General features: G+C 72.3%; 9 protein-coding genes. 6 read left to right on the forward strand and 3 right to left on the reverse strand.

All coding sequences use genetic code 11. From position 1 onward, the window contains the following. Position 1 precedes the first annotated feature (1 nt). The 4 genes from ABZ738_RS20255 to ABZ738_RS20270 are packed head-to-tail and all read left to right on the forward strand — an operon-like array spanning position 2 to position 13,109. Positions 2-3,262 carry a type I polyketide synthase gene (locus tag ABZ738_RS20255; protein ID WP_357215218.1) on the forward strand — a complete coding sequence of 1,087 codons (3,261 nt, stop codon included), beginning with the start codon at positions 2-4 and terminating at the stop codon, positions 3,260-3,262. Further along, entirely contained in the window at positions 3,259-11,388 is an 8,130-nt protein-coding gene (locus tag ABZ738_RS20260; RefSeq protein WP_357215221.1) for an amino acid adenylation domain-containing protein, read from the forward strand. The genes ABZ738_RS20255 and ABZ738_RS20260 overlap by 4 nt, the downstream gene beginning before the upstream one ends. Before the next feature lie 5 nt (positions 11,389-11,393). After that, positions 11,394-12,524 carry an LLM class flavin-dependent oxidoreductase gene (locus ABZ738_RS20265; RefSeq protein WP_357215224.1) on the forward strand — a complete coding sequence of 377 codons (1,131 nt, stop codon included), beginning with the start codon at positions 11,394-11,396 and terminating at the stop codon, positions 12,522-12,524. Positions 12,525-12,581: 57 nt separating this feature from the next. Further along, positions 12,582-13,109 (forward strand): flavin reductase family protein, encoded by a 528-nt coding sequence (locus ABZ738_RS20270; protein ID WP_236145639.1) that lies wholly within the window; start codon positions 12,582-12,584, stop codon positions 13,107-13,109. Between the two features lie 261 nt (positions 13,110-13,370). Here ABZ738_RS20270 and ABZ738_RS20275 read toward each other — a convergent pair whose 3' ends face one another. After that, a complete protein-coding gene (locus tag ABZ738_RS20275) occupies positions 13,371-14,981 on the reverse strand; it encodes an MFS transporter (RefSeq protein WP_131052238.1) in 1,611 nt (536 codons plus the stop codon). 170 nt (positions 14,982-15,151) lie between these two features. Then, positions 15,152-15,526 carry a cupin gene (locus ABZ738_RS20280; RefSeq protein WP_131052239.1) on the reverse strand — a complete coding sequence of 125 codons (375 nt, stop codon included), beginning with the start codon at positions 15,524-15,526 and terminating at the stop codon, positions 15,152-15,154. A 79-nt stretch (positions 15,527-15,605) separates the two neighbouring features. Here ABZ738_RS20280 and ABZ738_RS20285 point away from each other — a divergent pair, with 79 nt between their 5' ends. Further along, positions 15,606-16,079, forward strand: a complete 474-nt coding sequence (locus tag ABZ738_RS20285) for a MarR family transcriptional regulator (protein ID WP_176093715.1) — start codon at positions 15,606-15,608, stop codon at positions 16,077-16,079. Positions 16,080-16,188: 109 nt separating this feature from the next. Beyond that, positions 16,189-16,824, forward strand: a complete 636-nt coding sequence (locus ABZ738_RS20290) for a TetR/AcrR family transcriptional regulator (protein ID WP_131052241.1) — start codon at positions 16,189-16,191, stop codon at positions 16,822-16,824. Positions 16,825-16,865: 41 nt separating this feature from the next. On the opposite strand, the gene ABZ738_RS20295 is transcribed toward ABZ738_RS20290, so the two are convergent. After that, positions 16,866-16,975, reverse strand: a 110-nt coding sequence (locus ABZ738_RS20295) for an acyl-CoA dehydrogenase family protein (protein WP_357215246.1), incomplete at its 5' end; no start/stop codon positions are given.

Below are 16,975 nucleotides of genomic sequence, written 5' to 3' on the forward strand. Positions count from 1 at the left end.
CATGGCCGACGGATCTCGTCCGGGAGACCCGGCCACACCAGGACCACAGGCCACGCTGACCGCGGCCCTCTCCGCCGTCCGGCAACTCCGGCAGAAGGTCGACGCGCTCGAACGCTCCGCCCGCGAACCACTCGCGATCGTCGGCATCGGGTGCCGGCTGCCCGGCGGCGTCACCTCGGCGGAGACGTTCTGGCAGGCGCTGATCGACGGTGTCGACGGCATCGTGGAGGTGCCGCGCGACCGGTGGCACACCGAGGACGCGCCGCCCGGGGACGTGTTCCGCCAGGGCGGATTCATCGACGGGGTGGCGGACTTCGACCCGTACTTCTTCGGCATCTCCCCGCGTGAGGCGGCCCGGATGGACCCCCAGCAGCGACTGTTCCTGGAGACCTCCTGGGAGGCGCTGGAGAACGCCGGCCTCACCCGCGACCAGCTCCGGGGCAGCGCCACCGGAGTGTTCGTCGGCGCCAACGCCACCGACTACCTCCAGTTGCAGCTCGCCGACCCGGCCGACGTCGACACGTACACGGTGGTCGGCGGCGTCGGCTGCATCATCGCCAACCGGCTGTCGTACCTGCTGGACCTGCGCGGACCGAGCCTGACCCTGGACACCGCCTGCTCGTCCTCGCTGGTCGCCGTGCACCTGGCCGGTCAGAGCCTGCGGACGCGGGAATGCGACACCGCCGTGGTCGGCGGCATGAACGTCATCCTCTCGCCGACCCTGACCGAGGCACACGCCCGAGGGCTGCCGTTGGCGCCGGACGGCCGGTGCAAGACCTTCGACGCCCGCGCCGACGGGTACGGCCGGGGCGAAGGCGTCGCCGTGGTGGTGCTCAAGCGCCTCTCCGACGCGGTCGCCGCCGGGGACCGGATCTGGGCGGTGATCGCCGGCTCGGCGGTCAACCAGGACGGCCTCACCAACGGCCTCACCGCGCCCAGCGGACACGCCCAGCGCGCGGTCATCACCACGGCACTGCGCAACGCCCAGGTCAACGCCGGGCAGGTCACCCTCCTGGAGGCACACGGCACCGGCACCGAACTCGGCGACCCGATCGAGGTCGAGGCGCTCGGGGAGGTCTACGGCGCGGCCACCGACGCGACGGACCGGTGTGCGCTCGGCTCCGCCAAGACCAACCTCGGTCACCTGGAGGCCGGCGCGGGCATCGTCGGCATGATCAAGGTGGCGCTCAGCATCCGGCACCGCGCGATCCCGCCGCTGCTGCACCTGGAGAGACTCAACCCCCACCTCGACCTCGACGACACGCGGCTGTTCATTCCGCGTACCGCGCAGAGCTGGGAGGTGCCCACCGACCGCCGCTACGGCGCGGTCAGCTCGTTCGGGGCCGGCGGCACCAACGCCCACGTGGTGCTCGGGCCGGCGCCCGAGCCGCGTACCCCGGTCGTCGTCGACGAGTCCGACGGCGAGCCCGTCGTGCTGTCCCTCACCGCGGCGGCACCCGAGGCGTTGACCGCGATGGCGCGGGCCTACGTCACACATCTGCGCAGCCCCGAGGTGCTGGCCCGACCGCTGGCCGAGATCGCGTACGCCACCGTGGTCCGCCGGACCCAGCACGACCACCGACTCACCGTGGTCGCCGCCACCCACGAGGAGGCGGCCCGACGGCTCACCGAGTGGCTCGACACCGGCGAGGCGTCCGGCGTCAGTCGTGGCCGGGCCCGCAACCGGGCCGGACGCAAGGTCGTCTTCGTGGTGCCGGGCCAGGGTGGACAGCGCGCCGGCATGGGCGCGGAGCTGATGCGCCACTGCCCGCACTTCCGCGCCGCCGTGACCGAGTGCGACGAGGCGTTCCGTCGGGTGCTCGGCCGCAGCATCCTCGACGCGGTGCACGGCCTGCCCGAGGGCACCGAACTGACCGGTATCGACGTCATCCAACCGGCCCTGTTCGCGATGGCGGTCGGTCTGGCCGCCCGCTACCGCGCCGCCGGTGTCGAACCGGACGCCGTGGTCGGGCACAGCATGGGCGAGATCGCCGCGGCGTACCTGGCCGGGGCGTTGGGTCTGGACGACGCCGCGCGCATCGTCTGCCGGCGCAGCGCGTTGTTGCTGCGGATCGCCGGGCAGGGCGAGATGCTGCTGGCGGCGCTGCCCACGGCCGCCGCCGAGGAGCTGGTGACCGGGCACGAGCACCTGGTGTCGGTGGCGGTCTGCAACAGCCCGACGTCGACGGTGCTCTCCGGTGACCCGGTGACCCTGGCCCGCATCGCCGACCGGCTGCGGGCCGACAACGTCTTCAGCCGGCCGGTACGCGTCGACGTCGCCTCGCACAGCCCGCAGGTCGACGCCCTCACCGACGACCTGCTCACCGAGTTGGCCGGGATCCGTCCCCGCGCCGGCACGGTGCCCGTCTTCTCCACCGTGACCCGCCAGTGGTGCGACGGCTCCGGCTTCGACCCGGACTACTGGGTGCGCAACCTGCGGGCGCCGGTGATGTTCTGGCCGGCGGTCCAGGCACTGGTCGCCGAGGACCATGGTGTCTTCGTCGAGCTCAGTCCACACCCGATCCTCACCGGCGCGGTGGAGGAGGGCTTCGACCGTGCGGACCGCGACGGCCTGGCACTGGCGTCGCTGCGACGCGACGAACCGGAGACGTACGGGCTGGCCACCGTGCTCGGTGCCCTGCACGCCAACGGACTGTCCGACGCCCTGCGCCGCCGGGCCCCCGACCCGGTGCCGATGGTGCCGCTACCCGGATACACCTGGCAGCACGAGCGGCTCTGGTTCGACCAGACCGACCGTCCGCGTACGCGGCCCCGGCCGACGGCCACCGCATCCGAGCCGACCACACCGGAGCCGCGCACACCGGAGGTGACCGATACCTCGCCGGACCCGACGACCGGGCCGACCGCCCGAACCGCCGACGATCTCCGTCGGCTCGTCCTCGACGTGGTCTGCGACATCCTGCGGATGGACGCCTCGCGGATCGAGCCGCACGACGGCTTCGTGCAGCTCGGCATGGACTCCATGCTCGCCGCCCGGATCCGTGCCCGGCTCGGCGCCGCACTGGACCGCCGGCTCCCCGCCACCGTCATGTTCGAACACCCGACCGTGGCGGCGCTCACCGCGCACCTGACCGCCCTGGTCGCCGGGGCCGGCGACGACGCGCCACCGGACCTCGACGTAGCGCCGCCGGTGGCACCGCACCGGGTGGTGGAACACGTCGAGGAACTGTCCGAGGAGGAACTGCTCGACATGTTGGCCGAGGAACTGAACGCGTCCACCGGCACCGGGGAAGTCCGATGACCGGCCCCAAGGACCGCCAGGCGATCCTGGTGGAGAGCCTGCGCGAGATCCGCCGTCTGCGCGACGAACTCGACGCGACCCGCGCGGCGGCGACCGAACCCGTCGCCATCGTCGGGATGGCCTGCCGGATGCCCGGCGGCGTCCGCACCCCCGACCAGTTCTGGCACCTGCTCGACCGGGGCGAGGACGCGATCACCGAGGTTCCCGCCTCCCGGTGGGACGTGGACCGCTACTACGACCCGTCACCGGAGACGCCCGGCACGATGTACACCCGGCGGGGCGGCTTCCTCGACGACATCGACCAGTTCGACGCCGCCTTCTTCGGCATCTCCCAACGCGAGGCGGCCTGGCTCGACCCGCAGCAACGGCTGCTGCTCGAAGTCGGCTGGGAGGCCGTCGAGGACTCCGGTCAGGCACCCGACGGGCTGGCCGGCTCGGCCACCGGCGTCTGGTTCGGGGTCACCACGTACGACTACTGCCAACGCCAGATGCGCGAGGTCGACGCGGCGACGCTGGAGGCGTACGCGCTGACGAGCAACGCCTCGACCTTCGCCGCCGGCCGACTGTCGTACTGGCTCGGGCTGACCGGGCCCAGCCTCTCCGTCGACACCGCCTGTTCGTCGTCCCTGGTGGCCGTCCACCTCGCCTGCCAGAGCCTACGGTCGGGGGAGACCTCGATGGCGTTGGCCGGCGGCGTCAACGTGCTGCTCGCCCCCGAGTGGTCGGTCGTCGCCTCGCGGGCCCGGATGCTGGCCCCCGACGGTCGGTGCAAGACCTTCGACGCCGCAGCCGACGGCTACGTCCGCAGCGAGGGCTGCGGGGTGGTGGTGCTCAAGCGACTCTCCGACGCGCTCGCCCAGGGCGACCGGGTCCTGGCCGTCATCCGGGGCTCGGCGGTCAACCAGGACGGCCGCAGCGGCGGCATCACCGTACCCAACGGCAGCGCCCAGCAGGAGGTGATCCGCGCAGCGTTGCGGGCCGCCTCGGTACGCCCCGAGGAGGTCGGCTACCTGGAGGCGCACGGCACCGGCACACCGCTGGGCGACCCGATCGAGTTACGTGCCGCCGACGCGGTCCTCGGCCGGCGGGACCCGGCCGAGCCCCTGCTGGTGGGTTCCGTGAAAACCAACATCGGTCACCTCGAACCGGCCGCCGGTATCGCCGGTCTGATCAAGGTCGTGCTCAGCCTGCGCCACCAACGGATCCCGGCGCACCTGCACCTGCGTACGGTCAACCCCGACATCGGTCTCGACGAGATGGCGCTGGAGATCCCCACCACCGCCCGGGACTGGCGCAGCGGCGACCGCCCCCGCATCGCCGGGCTCAGTTCCTTCGGTGCCAGCGGCACCAACGCCCACCTGATCGTCGCCGAGGGACCACCGGAACCGGTGGCCGCGCCCGACGAGTCCCCCCGGACCGCCCACCTTCTCCCGATCTCCGCCCGTTCCCCGCAGGCCCTCGACGAACTCGCCGGCCGCTACGAGGCACTGCTGGCCGAGCCGGCCGGTGCCGGAGCGGTGGCGGACGTCTGTCACTCGGCGGCCACCGGCCGCGCCCACCTGCCGTACCGGCTGACCGCCGTCGGCACCGACGCCGCCCACCTGCGTGACCAGCTCCGGGCGGCGCGGGCCGGGAGGACCGCGCCCGGACTGCGCCGCGACCACGCCCGGCCGCACGCCACACCCGGCGTGGTGTTCCTGCTCACCGGCCAGGGCGCCCAGTACCCGGGCATGGCCGACCTGCTGTACCGGACCGAACCGGTGTTCCGGCAGGTCATCGACGAGTGCGCGGAACTGCTTCGACCGCTGCTGGACACGCCGCTGCACACCCTGCTCGCCGCCGGACCCACACCCGTCGCGCCGGACGCCGTGCCGCTGCACGACACCCGCAACACCCAACCGGCGCTGTTCGCGGTGGAATACGCCCTGGCCGCCCTCTGGCGCTCCTGGGGGATCGTGCCGGCGGCGCTGCTCGGGCACAGCGTCGGCGAACTGGTCGCGGCGTGCCTCGCCGGAGTCTTCGACCTGGCCGACGGACTCCGGCTGGCCACCCGACGCGGCCAGCTGATGCACACCACCGCCGCCGGGGCGATGGCGAACGTGTCGGCTCCGCCGGCCCGGCTCGAACCGGCACTCGCGCCGTACGCCGGGCGGCTGTCGGTCGCCGCGGTCAACGGCCCCGCCGACGTGGTCGTCTCCGGCGAGCCGGCGGCGCTGGCGACCCTGCTCGACACGCTGGAGTCGCAGGGGATCCGCAGCAAGCGGCTGACCACCACCCGTGGCTTCCACTCGCCGCTGATGGACCCGGTGCTCGCCGAGTTCGAGCGCGAGGCGGGCACGCTGACGTACCACCCGCCACGGATCCCGGTGCTCTCCAACGTCACCGGCACCTACCACGGCGCCGACGGGTTCTCGGCCCGCTACCTGCGCGAGCACGTACGCGGCACGGTGCGCTTCGCCGATGCCGCCCGGACCCTGCTCGACGACGGCCACACGGTCTTCCTGGAGGTCGGCCCCGCGCCCGTGCTCGCCGCGATGGTGCGGCGGATCGACGACGCCTCCGTCGTCGACCGGCCCCGGCTGTTCCTGCCGTCGCTGCGCAGGGGCCACGACGACTGCCGGACCATCCTGGACAGCCTCGGCGCGCTGCACACCCGGGGCGTCGCGGTGGACTGGACCACGCTCGGTCGGGGACGCCGCCGGGTACCGGTGCCGACCAGCGTCTTCCGCCGGGAACGGCACTGGTATCCCGCAGCGGAACCGGGACGCACCGTCCCGACCGACCGGGCCGGGGAGACGACGGCGGCCGTCCCGGACACCGCATCACGGTCGCTGCTGGGACGCCGGGTGCCGTCCCCGCTGGACGTCGTCCAGTTCGAGTCCCGGCTCGACGCCGCACGCCACCCCTGCCTCGGCGACTGCGTGATGGACGGCCTGCCGGTGGTGAACATCGGCGTCTACCTGGAAGCCGCCCTGGCCGCGGTCCGGCACCTGCGCGGACCGGGCCCGATCGAGGTGACCGACTGCACGGTGACCCAGAGCCTGGTCCTCGAACACGGACGTGCCGTCGACGCCCACCTGCTGGTCGAGCCGGACGCCACCGGGCACCTCGGCTACCGGTACTACGCCGCCCACCCGGACTCCGACGCGGACCCGACCTGGGTGCTGCACAGCCGGGGCCACGCCGGCCTGCTGCCGCCGTCGGCACCAGAGTCCCCGGTCGACCTCGCCGCACTCCGGGCCGACCTGGCCGGGGAGCTGACCGGAGCCGAGTTCTATCGGCGGATGTGGCACCGCAAGCTCTATCTGGGCCCGTCCGCCCAGTGGGTGGACCACGTCTGGCAGCGTGACGGCGAGGCGGTGGCCCGGATGCGTGCCGGGCACCCCGGCGAGACCGACGACTATCTGCTGCACCCGGGTCTCACCGACGCCATGTTCCAGGCCCTGTTCGCCTGCCTCCCCGCCGATCGGCAGGCCGACGCCGCCTACCTGCTCGTCGGCATCGAACGGTTCCGCTTCCACGGCATGCCCGCGTACGGCGGCGAGTCGTACTGCCACGTACGGCTGCTGCCCACGGCGGGCCCGGCGACGCTGCACGCAGAGGTGCGTCTCTACGACGACGCGGGGCGGGCGGTCGTCTCCGCCGACGGTGTCCTGCTCAAGCGCGCCGGCCGGGAGAACCTCAGGCGCACCGACGCCCCCGCACCCCGAGCCGTCGTGACCGCCGCACCGACGGTGGCCGCGTCACCGCCGCCGACCGCCGTGCCCACCGGCCCGCTGGACCGGTCGACCGTCGAGAAGCTGGTCGCCGACGCCGTCGCCCGCGCCCTGGGCGCCGCCGACGGTGACGGGCTCGACCGGCACGAGCCGGTGCAGAACCTCGGCCTGGACTCGCTCATGGCGCTGGAGGTGAAGGAGGGGCTCTCCGCCGCCTTGGGGGTCTCGCTGCCGATGGTGGCGTTCCTGGACGGCAGCAGCATCGTCAGCCTCGCCGAGACGGCGCACACCCGCCTCGGCGGTGCCGCGTCGACGGACCGGCCTGCGCCGGCCGGACGCCCGGAGAGCACCACCGTACGACCGGCCCCGGCCGACCGGTACGCACCGTTCCCGCTCACCGACCTGCAACAGGCGTACCTGGTCGGTCGCTCCGACGCGTTCGAACTCGGCAACACCTCCACGTACTTCTTCCTGGAGGTCGACATCGAGCAGCTCGACGTCGACCGCCTCGGCGCGGCACTGCGCCGGATGGTGGACCGCCACGACATGCTGCGGGCGGTGGTCAGCCCCGAGGGCCACCAGCGGGTCCTGCCGCAGGTGCCGCCGTACCGCATCCGGGTGGTCGACCTGCGCGCCGAGAGCGACCGGCGACGCGACGAGCGGCTCGACGAGATCCGTGCCGAGATGACCACCCAGGTCTTCGACACCACGGTCTGGCCGTTGTTCGACGTCCGGGCGACCCGGGTCGACGCGCACCGCACCCGGCTGCACTTCGGCTTCGACGCGCTCATCATCGACGCCTGGAGCACGTCGATGCTCTTCCGCGAACTGGCCGCCGCCTACCGGGGCGACGACGCGTCGCTCCCGCCGCTGGAGCTGACGTTCCGCGACTACGTGCTGGCCCGCGAGCAGGAGATCGGCGGGCCCCGGCACACCGAGGCCCGGGAGTACTGGATGCGGCGGCTGGAACACCTGCCCCCGGCACCGGAGCTGCCGCTGGCCACGAGCCCGGCCCAGGTGGACCGGCCGGTCTTCACACACCGGTCGGCACGCCTGGACACGGCCGACTGGACGCGCTTCAAGCAGTTCGCCACCGCTCGGGGCGTCACCGCCTCGGCGGCCCTGTGCACCGCGTACGCGCAGGTGCTGGCCGCCTGGAGCAAGTCCAGCCGGTTCACCCTCAACGTGCTCTTCTTCAACCGGGCACCGGTGCACCCGGACGTCAGCCGGATGCTCGGCAACTTCAGCACCACGTCGCTGCTGGAGGTCGACAGCACCCGTACCGACGACTTCGGCACCCGCGCCGTGCGGGTGCAACGGCAGCTCTGGAGCGACCTGGAACACAGCCAGTTCAGCGGCGTGCAGGTGCTGCGCGAACTGAACGCGGCCGGTGGCGGCTCGGCCCGGGCGACCATGCCCGTGGTCTTCGCCAGCACGGTGAACTTCGCCGCCAAGGACGACGGCGCGGCGGCCACCGGGCTGGCCCAGCACCTGCTCGACCTCGGCTCCGGTGGCCGCGAGGTGGCCAGTTCCATCCGGACGCCCCAGGTGTGGCTGGACCACCAGGTCGTCGAGGACGCCGGTGCGCTGGTCGTCAACTGGGACGTGATCGAGGAACTGTTCCCGGCCGGGATGATCGACGCGATGTTCGACGCGTACGTCGGGACGTTGCGCGACCTGTGCCGTGACGAGTCGACCTGGCGTCGCCCGGCCCCCGTGCTGACCCCGGAGACGGATCTGGCGGTCCGACGCGCGGTGAACGCCACCACCGGCCCGGTGCCGGCGGGGCTGCTGCACGCGCCGTTCCTCCAGGCGGCGGCCCGGTACCCGGACCGGCCGGCGGTGATCACCACGGACCGTCGCCTGACCTACCGGGACCTCGACCGCCGCTCCGACCGGGTGGCGCAGTGGCTGGCCGACAACGCCGCCGGCCCCGGCACCCTGGTCGGCGTCGTGATGGAGAAGGGCTGGGAGCAGATCGTCGCCGTGATCGGCGTCCTCAAGGCGGGCGCCACCTACGTGCCGGTCGACGCCCACGTCCCGCCGGAGCGGCTCCGCCTGCTGCTGGACAGCGCGGCGATCTCGCTGGTGCTCACCCAGTCCTGGGTCGAGGAGCGGACCCGGTGGCCGGAGGGCGTGGTCCGCACCACCGTGGACACCCTGCCCACCGGCCGGACCCGCCGGTCCGCCCGTGCCCGCCAGGCCAGCCCCGACAGCCTCGCGTACGTCATCTTCACCTCCGGGTCGACGGGCCTGCCCAAGGGCGTCATGATCACCCACACCAGCGCGCGGAACACGATCGACGACGTCAACGAGCGCTTCGGGGTGACCGCCGAGGACCGGGTGCTGGCGCTCTCCGCCCTCAACTTCGACCTCTCCGTCTATGACGTGTTCGGACTCCTGGGTGTCGGTGGCGCCGTCGTCCTGCCCCCGCCGGAGGCGCAACGGGAACCGGAACGGTGGTGGGAACTGGTCACCACGCACCGGGTGACGATCTGGAACAGCGTGCCCGCCCTGGCGGAGATGTTCGCCGAACACGTCCTGACCCGCACCGACGACCGCCCGATCCCGCTGCGGGTGGTGATGATGAGCGGGGACTGGATCCCGGTGACCCTGCCGGACCGGCTCCGTCAGGTCGCGCCGCAGGCCGCCCTCTGGAGCCTGGGCGGGGCGACCGAGGCGGCGATCTGGTCCATCCTGTACCCGATCGACGCGGTCGACCCGCGCTGGGCGAGCGTCCCCTACGGCCTGCCCATGCGCAACCAGCAGTTCCACGTGCTCAACGACGCGCTGCAACCCTGCCCGGTCTGGGTCACCGGGGACCTGTACATCGGCGGTGTCGGCCTGGCGCAGGGCTACCTCAACGACGACGAACGCACCCGGGCCGCCTTCGTCCGCCACCCCCTCACCGGCGAGCGCCTCTATCGCACGGGAGACCTGGGTCGTTATCTGCCGGACGGCCTGATCGAGTTCCTCGGCCGGGAGGACTTCCAGGTCAAGGTGCAGGGCTACCGCATCGAACTGGGGGAGATCGAGGCCGCGCTGTCGCAGTGCGAGGGGGTACGCTCCGCCGCCGTCGTCGCGCACGGTGCCAGGCAGGGCGCCAAGCGCCTGCACGGCTACGTGGTGCTCGATCCGGACCACGCCGACCCGGACCACGCCGAGCCGGGCGAGATCGCGGTCAAGGCGATCGACCAGGCGCTGCGGCGGATGCTGCCGGAGTACATGGTGCCGCAGCACCTGACGGTCCTGGACGAGTTGCCGATGAGTGCCAACGGCAAGATCGACCGGTCGGCGTTGCCGGAGCCGGACAGCGGCGACGCCGAGGGTGAGTCGGCCCTGCCCCGCGACGAGGTGGAGCGGCAACTCGCCGACCTCTGGGCCGAGTTCTTCGCGCGGGACCGGGTGGGCGTCACCGAGAACTTCTTCACCCTGGGCGGCAACTCGCTGCTCGCGGTACGCCTGATGGCGCGGATCCGGGCGCGTACCGGTCGGGTGCTGCCGCTTGCGGAACTCTTCGCCCGGCCGACGATCCGGCACCTGGCCGACCTGGTCCGGGACACCTCCGCACCGGACCGTCGGGCGGCCCTGGTGCCGATCCGGACCGGCGGGGACGCGGTCCCGGTGTTCTTCGTCCACCCGGTCGGCGGCGACGTGCTCTGCTACTCCGCACTCGCCGACCGGTTGGGACCGGGGCAGCCGTTCTACGGGTTGCAGGTGCCCGACGTGGACCCGGCCCCGCAGAGCCTGGCGGAGCTCGCCGCGCACTACGTGGACGTGGTGCGGCGGGAGTTCCCCGCCGGACCGTACCGTCTCGGCGGCTGGTCGATGGGCGGCATGATCGCGCTGGAGATGGCCCGCCAGATCACCGCCACCGGGGCGGAGGTCGAGGTGGTGCTCGCCGTGGACATCATGGAGCCGCCCCGGCGACGCGAGGACGCCGTCGACGAGACGGTGCTGCTGTCCTGGCTGGCCCGCGACCTGGCCGGGCTGACCGGCCGGGTGTGGCGACCCGACCCGGCCACCTTCACCCCCGAGGCGGACAACTCGGCGCTGGACCTGTTGTACGCCGAGGCGCGCCGCCGCGAGGTCCTGCCGGCCGAGGTGGACCTGGACACGCTCACCGCCATCGCGGACCGCTTCTCCCGCAACTTCCGGGCCCTGCTCGACCACCAGCCGCAGCCCTACTCCGGTCGGGTCTGCTTCCTGCGCGCCCGCGACGGCGGCGCCGACGTGGAGACCACCCAGGCGTGGATGGACCTGGTCACCGACGCGGTCCGCCTCGACGTGCCGGGCGACCACTACACCGTGATGCAGCAGCCCCACCTCGACGTGCTGGCCGACGAGATCGGCAAGCTCCTGCCCCCGCCCGCAGCGGATCCGCAGGTTTCCCCACTGACTGAAGGGTGAGTTCGATGTCCCTCACGTTCGGCGCGTTCATCCCGCCGTTCCACTCCCTCGGCGAGGATCCGACCACCGCGATCTGGCGCGACCTGGACCTCATCGAATGGCTGGACACCCTCGGCATCGACGAGGCGTGGGTCGGCGAGCACCATTCCGGCGGCTGGTCGACGATCAGTTCCCCGGAGGTGTTCCTGGCCGCCGCCGCCGAGCGGACCCGGCGGATCAGACTGGGTACCGGCGTGATCAGCCTGCCGTACCATCACCCGCTCACCGCCGCGAACCGCGTGGTGCAGCTCGACCACCAGAGCCGGGGCCGGGCCATGTTCGGCGTCGGCGCGGGCGTCTCGCCGGCCGACGCGCACATGATGGGCATCGCCGCCTCCGACCAGCGGCGGATGATGGCCGAGTCGCTCGACGCCGTCGTCCACCTGCTGACCGACCCCACCCCGCTGACCCGCAAGACCGACTGGTTCGAGCTGCGCGACGCCCGGCTGCACCTGAAGCCGTACACCCGGCCGTCCCTGGACGTGGCCGTGGCCAGCGCCGGTTCGGAGCGCGGAATGCGACTGGCCGGACGCTACGGGTTGTCCGCGCTGACCTTCGCCGGCCGTCCCGGCATGGTGGAGCCGCCGTTGGCGCAGTTGTGGGCGGCGGCCGAGGACGAGGCCGCCGCGCACGGCAGGACGATGGACCGGGCCTCGTGGCGCGTCGCCATCTGCGTGCACATCGCCGACACCCGGCAGGAGGCGATGGACCAGGTCCGCGCCGGGATGGGCCGCTGGTTCCGGGAGTACGTCCAGGACACCGTCGGCGCCGAGGCGAAGCTGCCGGAGGGACGCGAACCCGAGGTGGCGATGGAGACCCGCACCGCCATCATCGGATCGGTGGAGGACGCCGTCGAGGCGATCGCCCGCATGCAGGCCGACAGCGGCGGTTTCGGCACCCTGCTCGTCAACACCCAGGACTGGGCCACCCGGGAACAGACCAAGCACAGCTACGAGCTGTTGGCCCGGTACGTGGCGCCGCACTTCACCGGCGCGCTGGAGAGCCGCCGGGCCTCGCAGCGATGGGTGTCGGAGAACCGCGGTGACTTCTCGGCACAGGCCCGGGAGGCCGCCCGCCGGGCGTCGTCGCCCCGTTGACCGTCCGCGCCGTGCTCCGGGCATCCGGGCACGGTCAGGCACGAGGGAGGAACGGCCGTGGGAACACCCGTCGGTGCGGTACGACCAGTCCTGGACAGCGTGGCGTTCCGCGACGCGATGTCGCTTCTCGCGGCACCGCTGACCGTGGTCACCACCCGAGACCGCGAGGGGCGACGCTGGGGTTTCACCGCCAGTTCGGTGGTCTCCGCCTCGCTGGCACCGCCCCTGCTCGTCGTCGGCATCGGGCACGAGTCGAGCTGCTTCACGGCCATGGTGGACGCCGGCGAGTTCGCGGTGAACCTGCTCGGCGAGGAGCAGCAGGGGACCGCCCGCCGGTTCGCGGCCCGGGGTGCCGACCGTTTCGCCGGATCGGACTGCCGGGACCTGGCCGGCAGCACGGTGCCGTACCTGGGCGACGCCCACGCGGTGTTCCGCTGCACGCTTGCCGACCGCCTCACCGTCGGCGACCACGACCTGTTGGTGGGCCACCTGACCGAGGTCCACGTCTCGGGCGAGGCGCGGCCGCTGTTGTGGTACCGCCGTGGCTTCCACGTCCCCGTGCCCGGGCAGCCCGCGGGGGGCTGAGCCCGGCCCACTGTTTCCCCGGTCAGTCGACGGACCGGGGGACATGAGCACCGACGGTCGCGCCGGTCATCCGCCGACGGGCCGCCGACCGTCCCCATCCCCGACGGTCCGGTGCCAGGAGTACGCGCCGGGTCGCGTCCACACCAAGGACGTGACCCGGCGCTTTCGTCGTCTGTGTCCCCGAGGTGACCCGTCGTCGGGCCCGACGCAGCGGGTCCACGGCCGTTCACGGCCGTGGACCCGGGTGCGCGCGGGGAGTGGTCAGCCCACCGGCTTGGCCGCCACGCTCTGCGGCTGCTCCGTCGAGGTGGCCGGTGGCGCCGGGGGCGCGGGCGGCATGGGCGGCGGGGGCAGCTGCTTCGGCAGCCACCGCAGCGAGATCACCGCCGCGCCGAGCACGACGACGATGGCCACGATCATGGCGGCGCGCATACCGGTGAGGTACGCCTCCATACCGGCGTCGACCAGGGTGGCCCGTCCGTCGGTCAGGCCGGCGGACGCGATCGCCCGCAGGGTGCCGCCGATCGAGTCACCGGCCTCGTCGCGCAGCCCGGCGGGGAGCACGTCGACCGCGTCGCCGAGGGAGCTGCGGTAGACGCTGCCCAGCACGCTGCCGATCACGGCGACGCCGAGCGCACCGGCCACCTGGCGGGCGGTCTGCGTGACCGCCTGCCCGGCACCGGCCTTCGGCAGCGGCACCACGGACATCAGGGAGCCGGTGGCGGGCGCCATGATGCAGCCCCAGCCGATGCCGAACAGCAGTTGCGCGACGATGAGCAGCCACACCCCGGTCTGCCGGTCCATCAGGGTGGTCAGCACGAAGGAGAGCGCCATGACGACGGCACCGGCCGCCACCACAGTGCGTGGCCCGAACCGGGCCGCCAGCTTGGGCGACCGCGCGGAGGTGAGCACGGTGCCCACGCCCATCGGCAGCATCAGCAGGCCGGCCTGCATGGGGGAGTAGCCGCGCACCGCCTGGTAGTAGAACTGGATCACGAAGATCGCGCCGATCAGGGCGAAGAAGCACAGGGCGATGGCGGCCGTGCCGGCGGAGAAGCGGCTGCTGCGCAGCAGCGTCACGTCGAGCGACGGGCTCGCCATCCGGCTCTCCACGAGGACCAGGACGGCGATCAGCACCAGCCCGGCGACGATCGATCCCAGCACCGGCAGCGAGAGCCACGCGTTGTCCTCGCCGCCGACCACGATGCCGTAGACCAGCAGGCCGATCGCCACGATCGACAGCAGGACGCCGAGCGGGTCGAAACGCGACTTCATCGGGCTGCGGCTCTCCGGCACCCAGAGGGCGATCAGCACGACGCTGATCAGCACCAACGGGGCGTTGATGAGGAAGATCGAGCCCCACCAGAAGCTCTCCAGCAGCAGGCCGCCCAGGATCGGGCCGACGGCGAAGGCCACCCCGGCGGCGGCGGCCCAGGTGGCGATGGCCTTCGGGCGCTCAGGCGGGGGGAAGGTGGCCATGATGACGGCCAGCGTGACGGTGGGGATGACGGCCGCGCCGACGCCCATCACGGCCCGCCAGAGGATGAGTGACTCGACGTCGGCGGCGTACGCGGCCAGTGTCGAGGCGATACCGAAGATCAGCAGCCCGGCGACGAGGACCTTCTTGCGACCGAACCGGTCCGCGCAGACCCCGCCGGTGAAGATGAAGGCGGCGAACGTGATCAGGTAGGTGTCCAGCGACCACTGGAGTTCGGCGTTGCTGGCGCCGAGGCTGAGCTGGATCGGGTTCAGCGCGACGTTGATGATGGTGATGTCCATGACGACGATCAGTACGATGACCGCCATCAGCGTCGAGATCGCCCGGCGCCGGGCCGGGGTCAGCGGGGGTAACGCGGGAGCTTGGGGTTGCATTGCCGTCCTTTGCAGACTGGCATCACCACGCCAAACCCGGGCGTCGAAGGCTCAACCGGAGGGGTGGTAATGCGATCGAACCCAGGTGATGGGGGGAGAGGAAGCGCCACCAGCCCGCCCGGGACTGGTGGTGCCTCCGTACCTCGGCGGAGTCGACACCCGGGGGCGGGTCACTCCGCCCAGGGCAGCGGCACCTTGTTGTCGCTGTTCGGGAGCATGGCCTTGCCGCCCACCTTCATGGCGACGAGGGCCTGGGCCGGGCCGCCGACGGCCTTGAGCTGACGCGTGACGCCGCCCGGAAGGACGAGCGCCTGGCCGGCCTTGACCAGCTTGGTCTCGTCGCCCACGGTGACCTCGAAGGCGCCGGAGATCGGCATCCACACCTGCTCGGCGTCGATGCCGTGCACCGGGGTGGCGGCGTCCTCGCCGAGCTCCACGCGCCAGGTGCTCACCTCCGCGCTGCCCTGGCTCGGGCCGGCGAGACCGAACATCCGGCCGGCGGGAGTGGTGGTGGTGCGGGCTTCCGTCTCACTGACGACATTCATCGGCGACCTCCGAGTAAATTAGCTTTACTTGCGTATCGTCAGTAAAGTCCTGCTTGCAGGCTGTGTCAAGCTGTTTTGCATGACTGAACCGGACCCACTCGAGCGAACTCCGCTGACCTTCCTGTTGGGCATGGCGTTCCAACTCGTCCTCACCGAGTTCGTCACCAAACTCGACGCGATCGGCTACGACGACCTGCGTCCCATCCACGGATTCGTCTTCCAGCTCCTGCAAGGTCCGGGTGCCACCAGCACCGAGCTGGCCGGTCAACTCGGCGTGACCAAGCAGGCGGCCGGGCAGATCGTCGACTACCTCGAAGGGGCCGGTTACGTCGAGCGCCGCCCGTACCCGCTCGGGGGTCGTCGCAAGCTCGTCGTCCTCACCGACAAGGGCCGCGAGCACATGCGGACGGCGGGCCGCACCCTGGCCGAGATCGAGTCCCGGTTGGCCGTCAGCCTGGACGACGAGGGGCTGACCGCGCTGCGCCAGGAACTCGCCCGGGTGATCCGGAACATCGCCGGTGACGACGTACCGCCGTTGCGACCCTTCTGGTAGCGGGCGCGGAGTCACCCGCGTGAATCGCCGGGCGCGCGGTCCCCACAACCTTCCGACCGGGCGGTAGGATGACGGGACATTGACGGGGTATGAAAGGCGGAGGCCACAGATGGCTCGTGCGACGTCCAGCCGCCCGGCAACCACACGCCGCCGGCAGCGTTGGCCCGACGGCTACGACCCGGAGAACACCCGTCGATCCCTGATCACGAGCGCCCTCGAACTCTTCGAGCGCCGGGGCTTCGACCGCACGTCGGTGCAGGAGATCGCCGACCAGGCGCGGCTCACGAAGGGCGCCTTCTACCACCACTTCGAGAGCAAGGACGACCTGCTGCGGCACATCCAGGAGGAGTACCTGGAGGCGCAGCTCGCCGCGATCGAGCGGATCGAGAGCGGCAGCGACGACCCGAAGGTGCGGGTCGCGGAGCTGATCCGGCTCAGCCTGACCAGCGTGGCCGAGTACCGCTCCCACGTCACCATCTTCTACCAGGAGCGGCGCTACCTCACCGGTGACCTGTTCGCCGAGGTGACCCGCAAGCGCGACCGGCTGGAGGCGGCCTTCGCCGGCATGATCCAGGACGGCGTGGCGCGCGGCGTCTTCCGCGCCGACGTCGACTCCCGGATCGTCACCTTCGGGCTCGTCGGCATGTGCGCCTGGGCCTACCAGTGGCTCAACGTCGGCGGCAAGCTCAGCGTCGACGACGTGGCGCGCCAGTTCAGCGCCATGGTGCTCGACGGGCTGGTCTGACCCGGCCCGGAGCCGTCGAGCGGCTACCGGGCCGTCCCGATTCAGCCGTTGAGCAGCTGGCGGGCCATCACGATGCGCTGCACCTGGTTGGTGCCCTCGTAGATCTGCGTGATCTTGGCGTCCCGCATCATCCGCTCGACCGGGTAGTCCC

Origin of the sequence: Micromonospora sp. NPDC047793 (assembly GCF_040642635.1) — a bacterium.
GTDB lineage: Bacteria > Actinomycetota > Actinomycetes > Mycobacteriales > Micromonosporaceae > Micromonospora.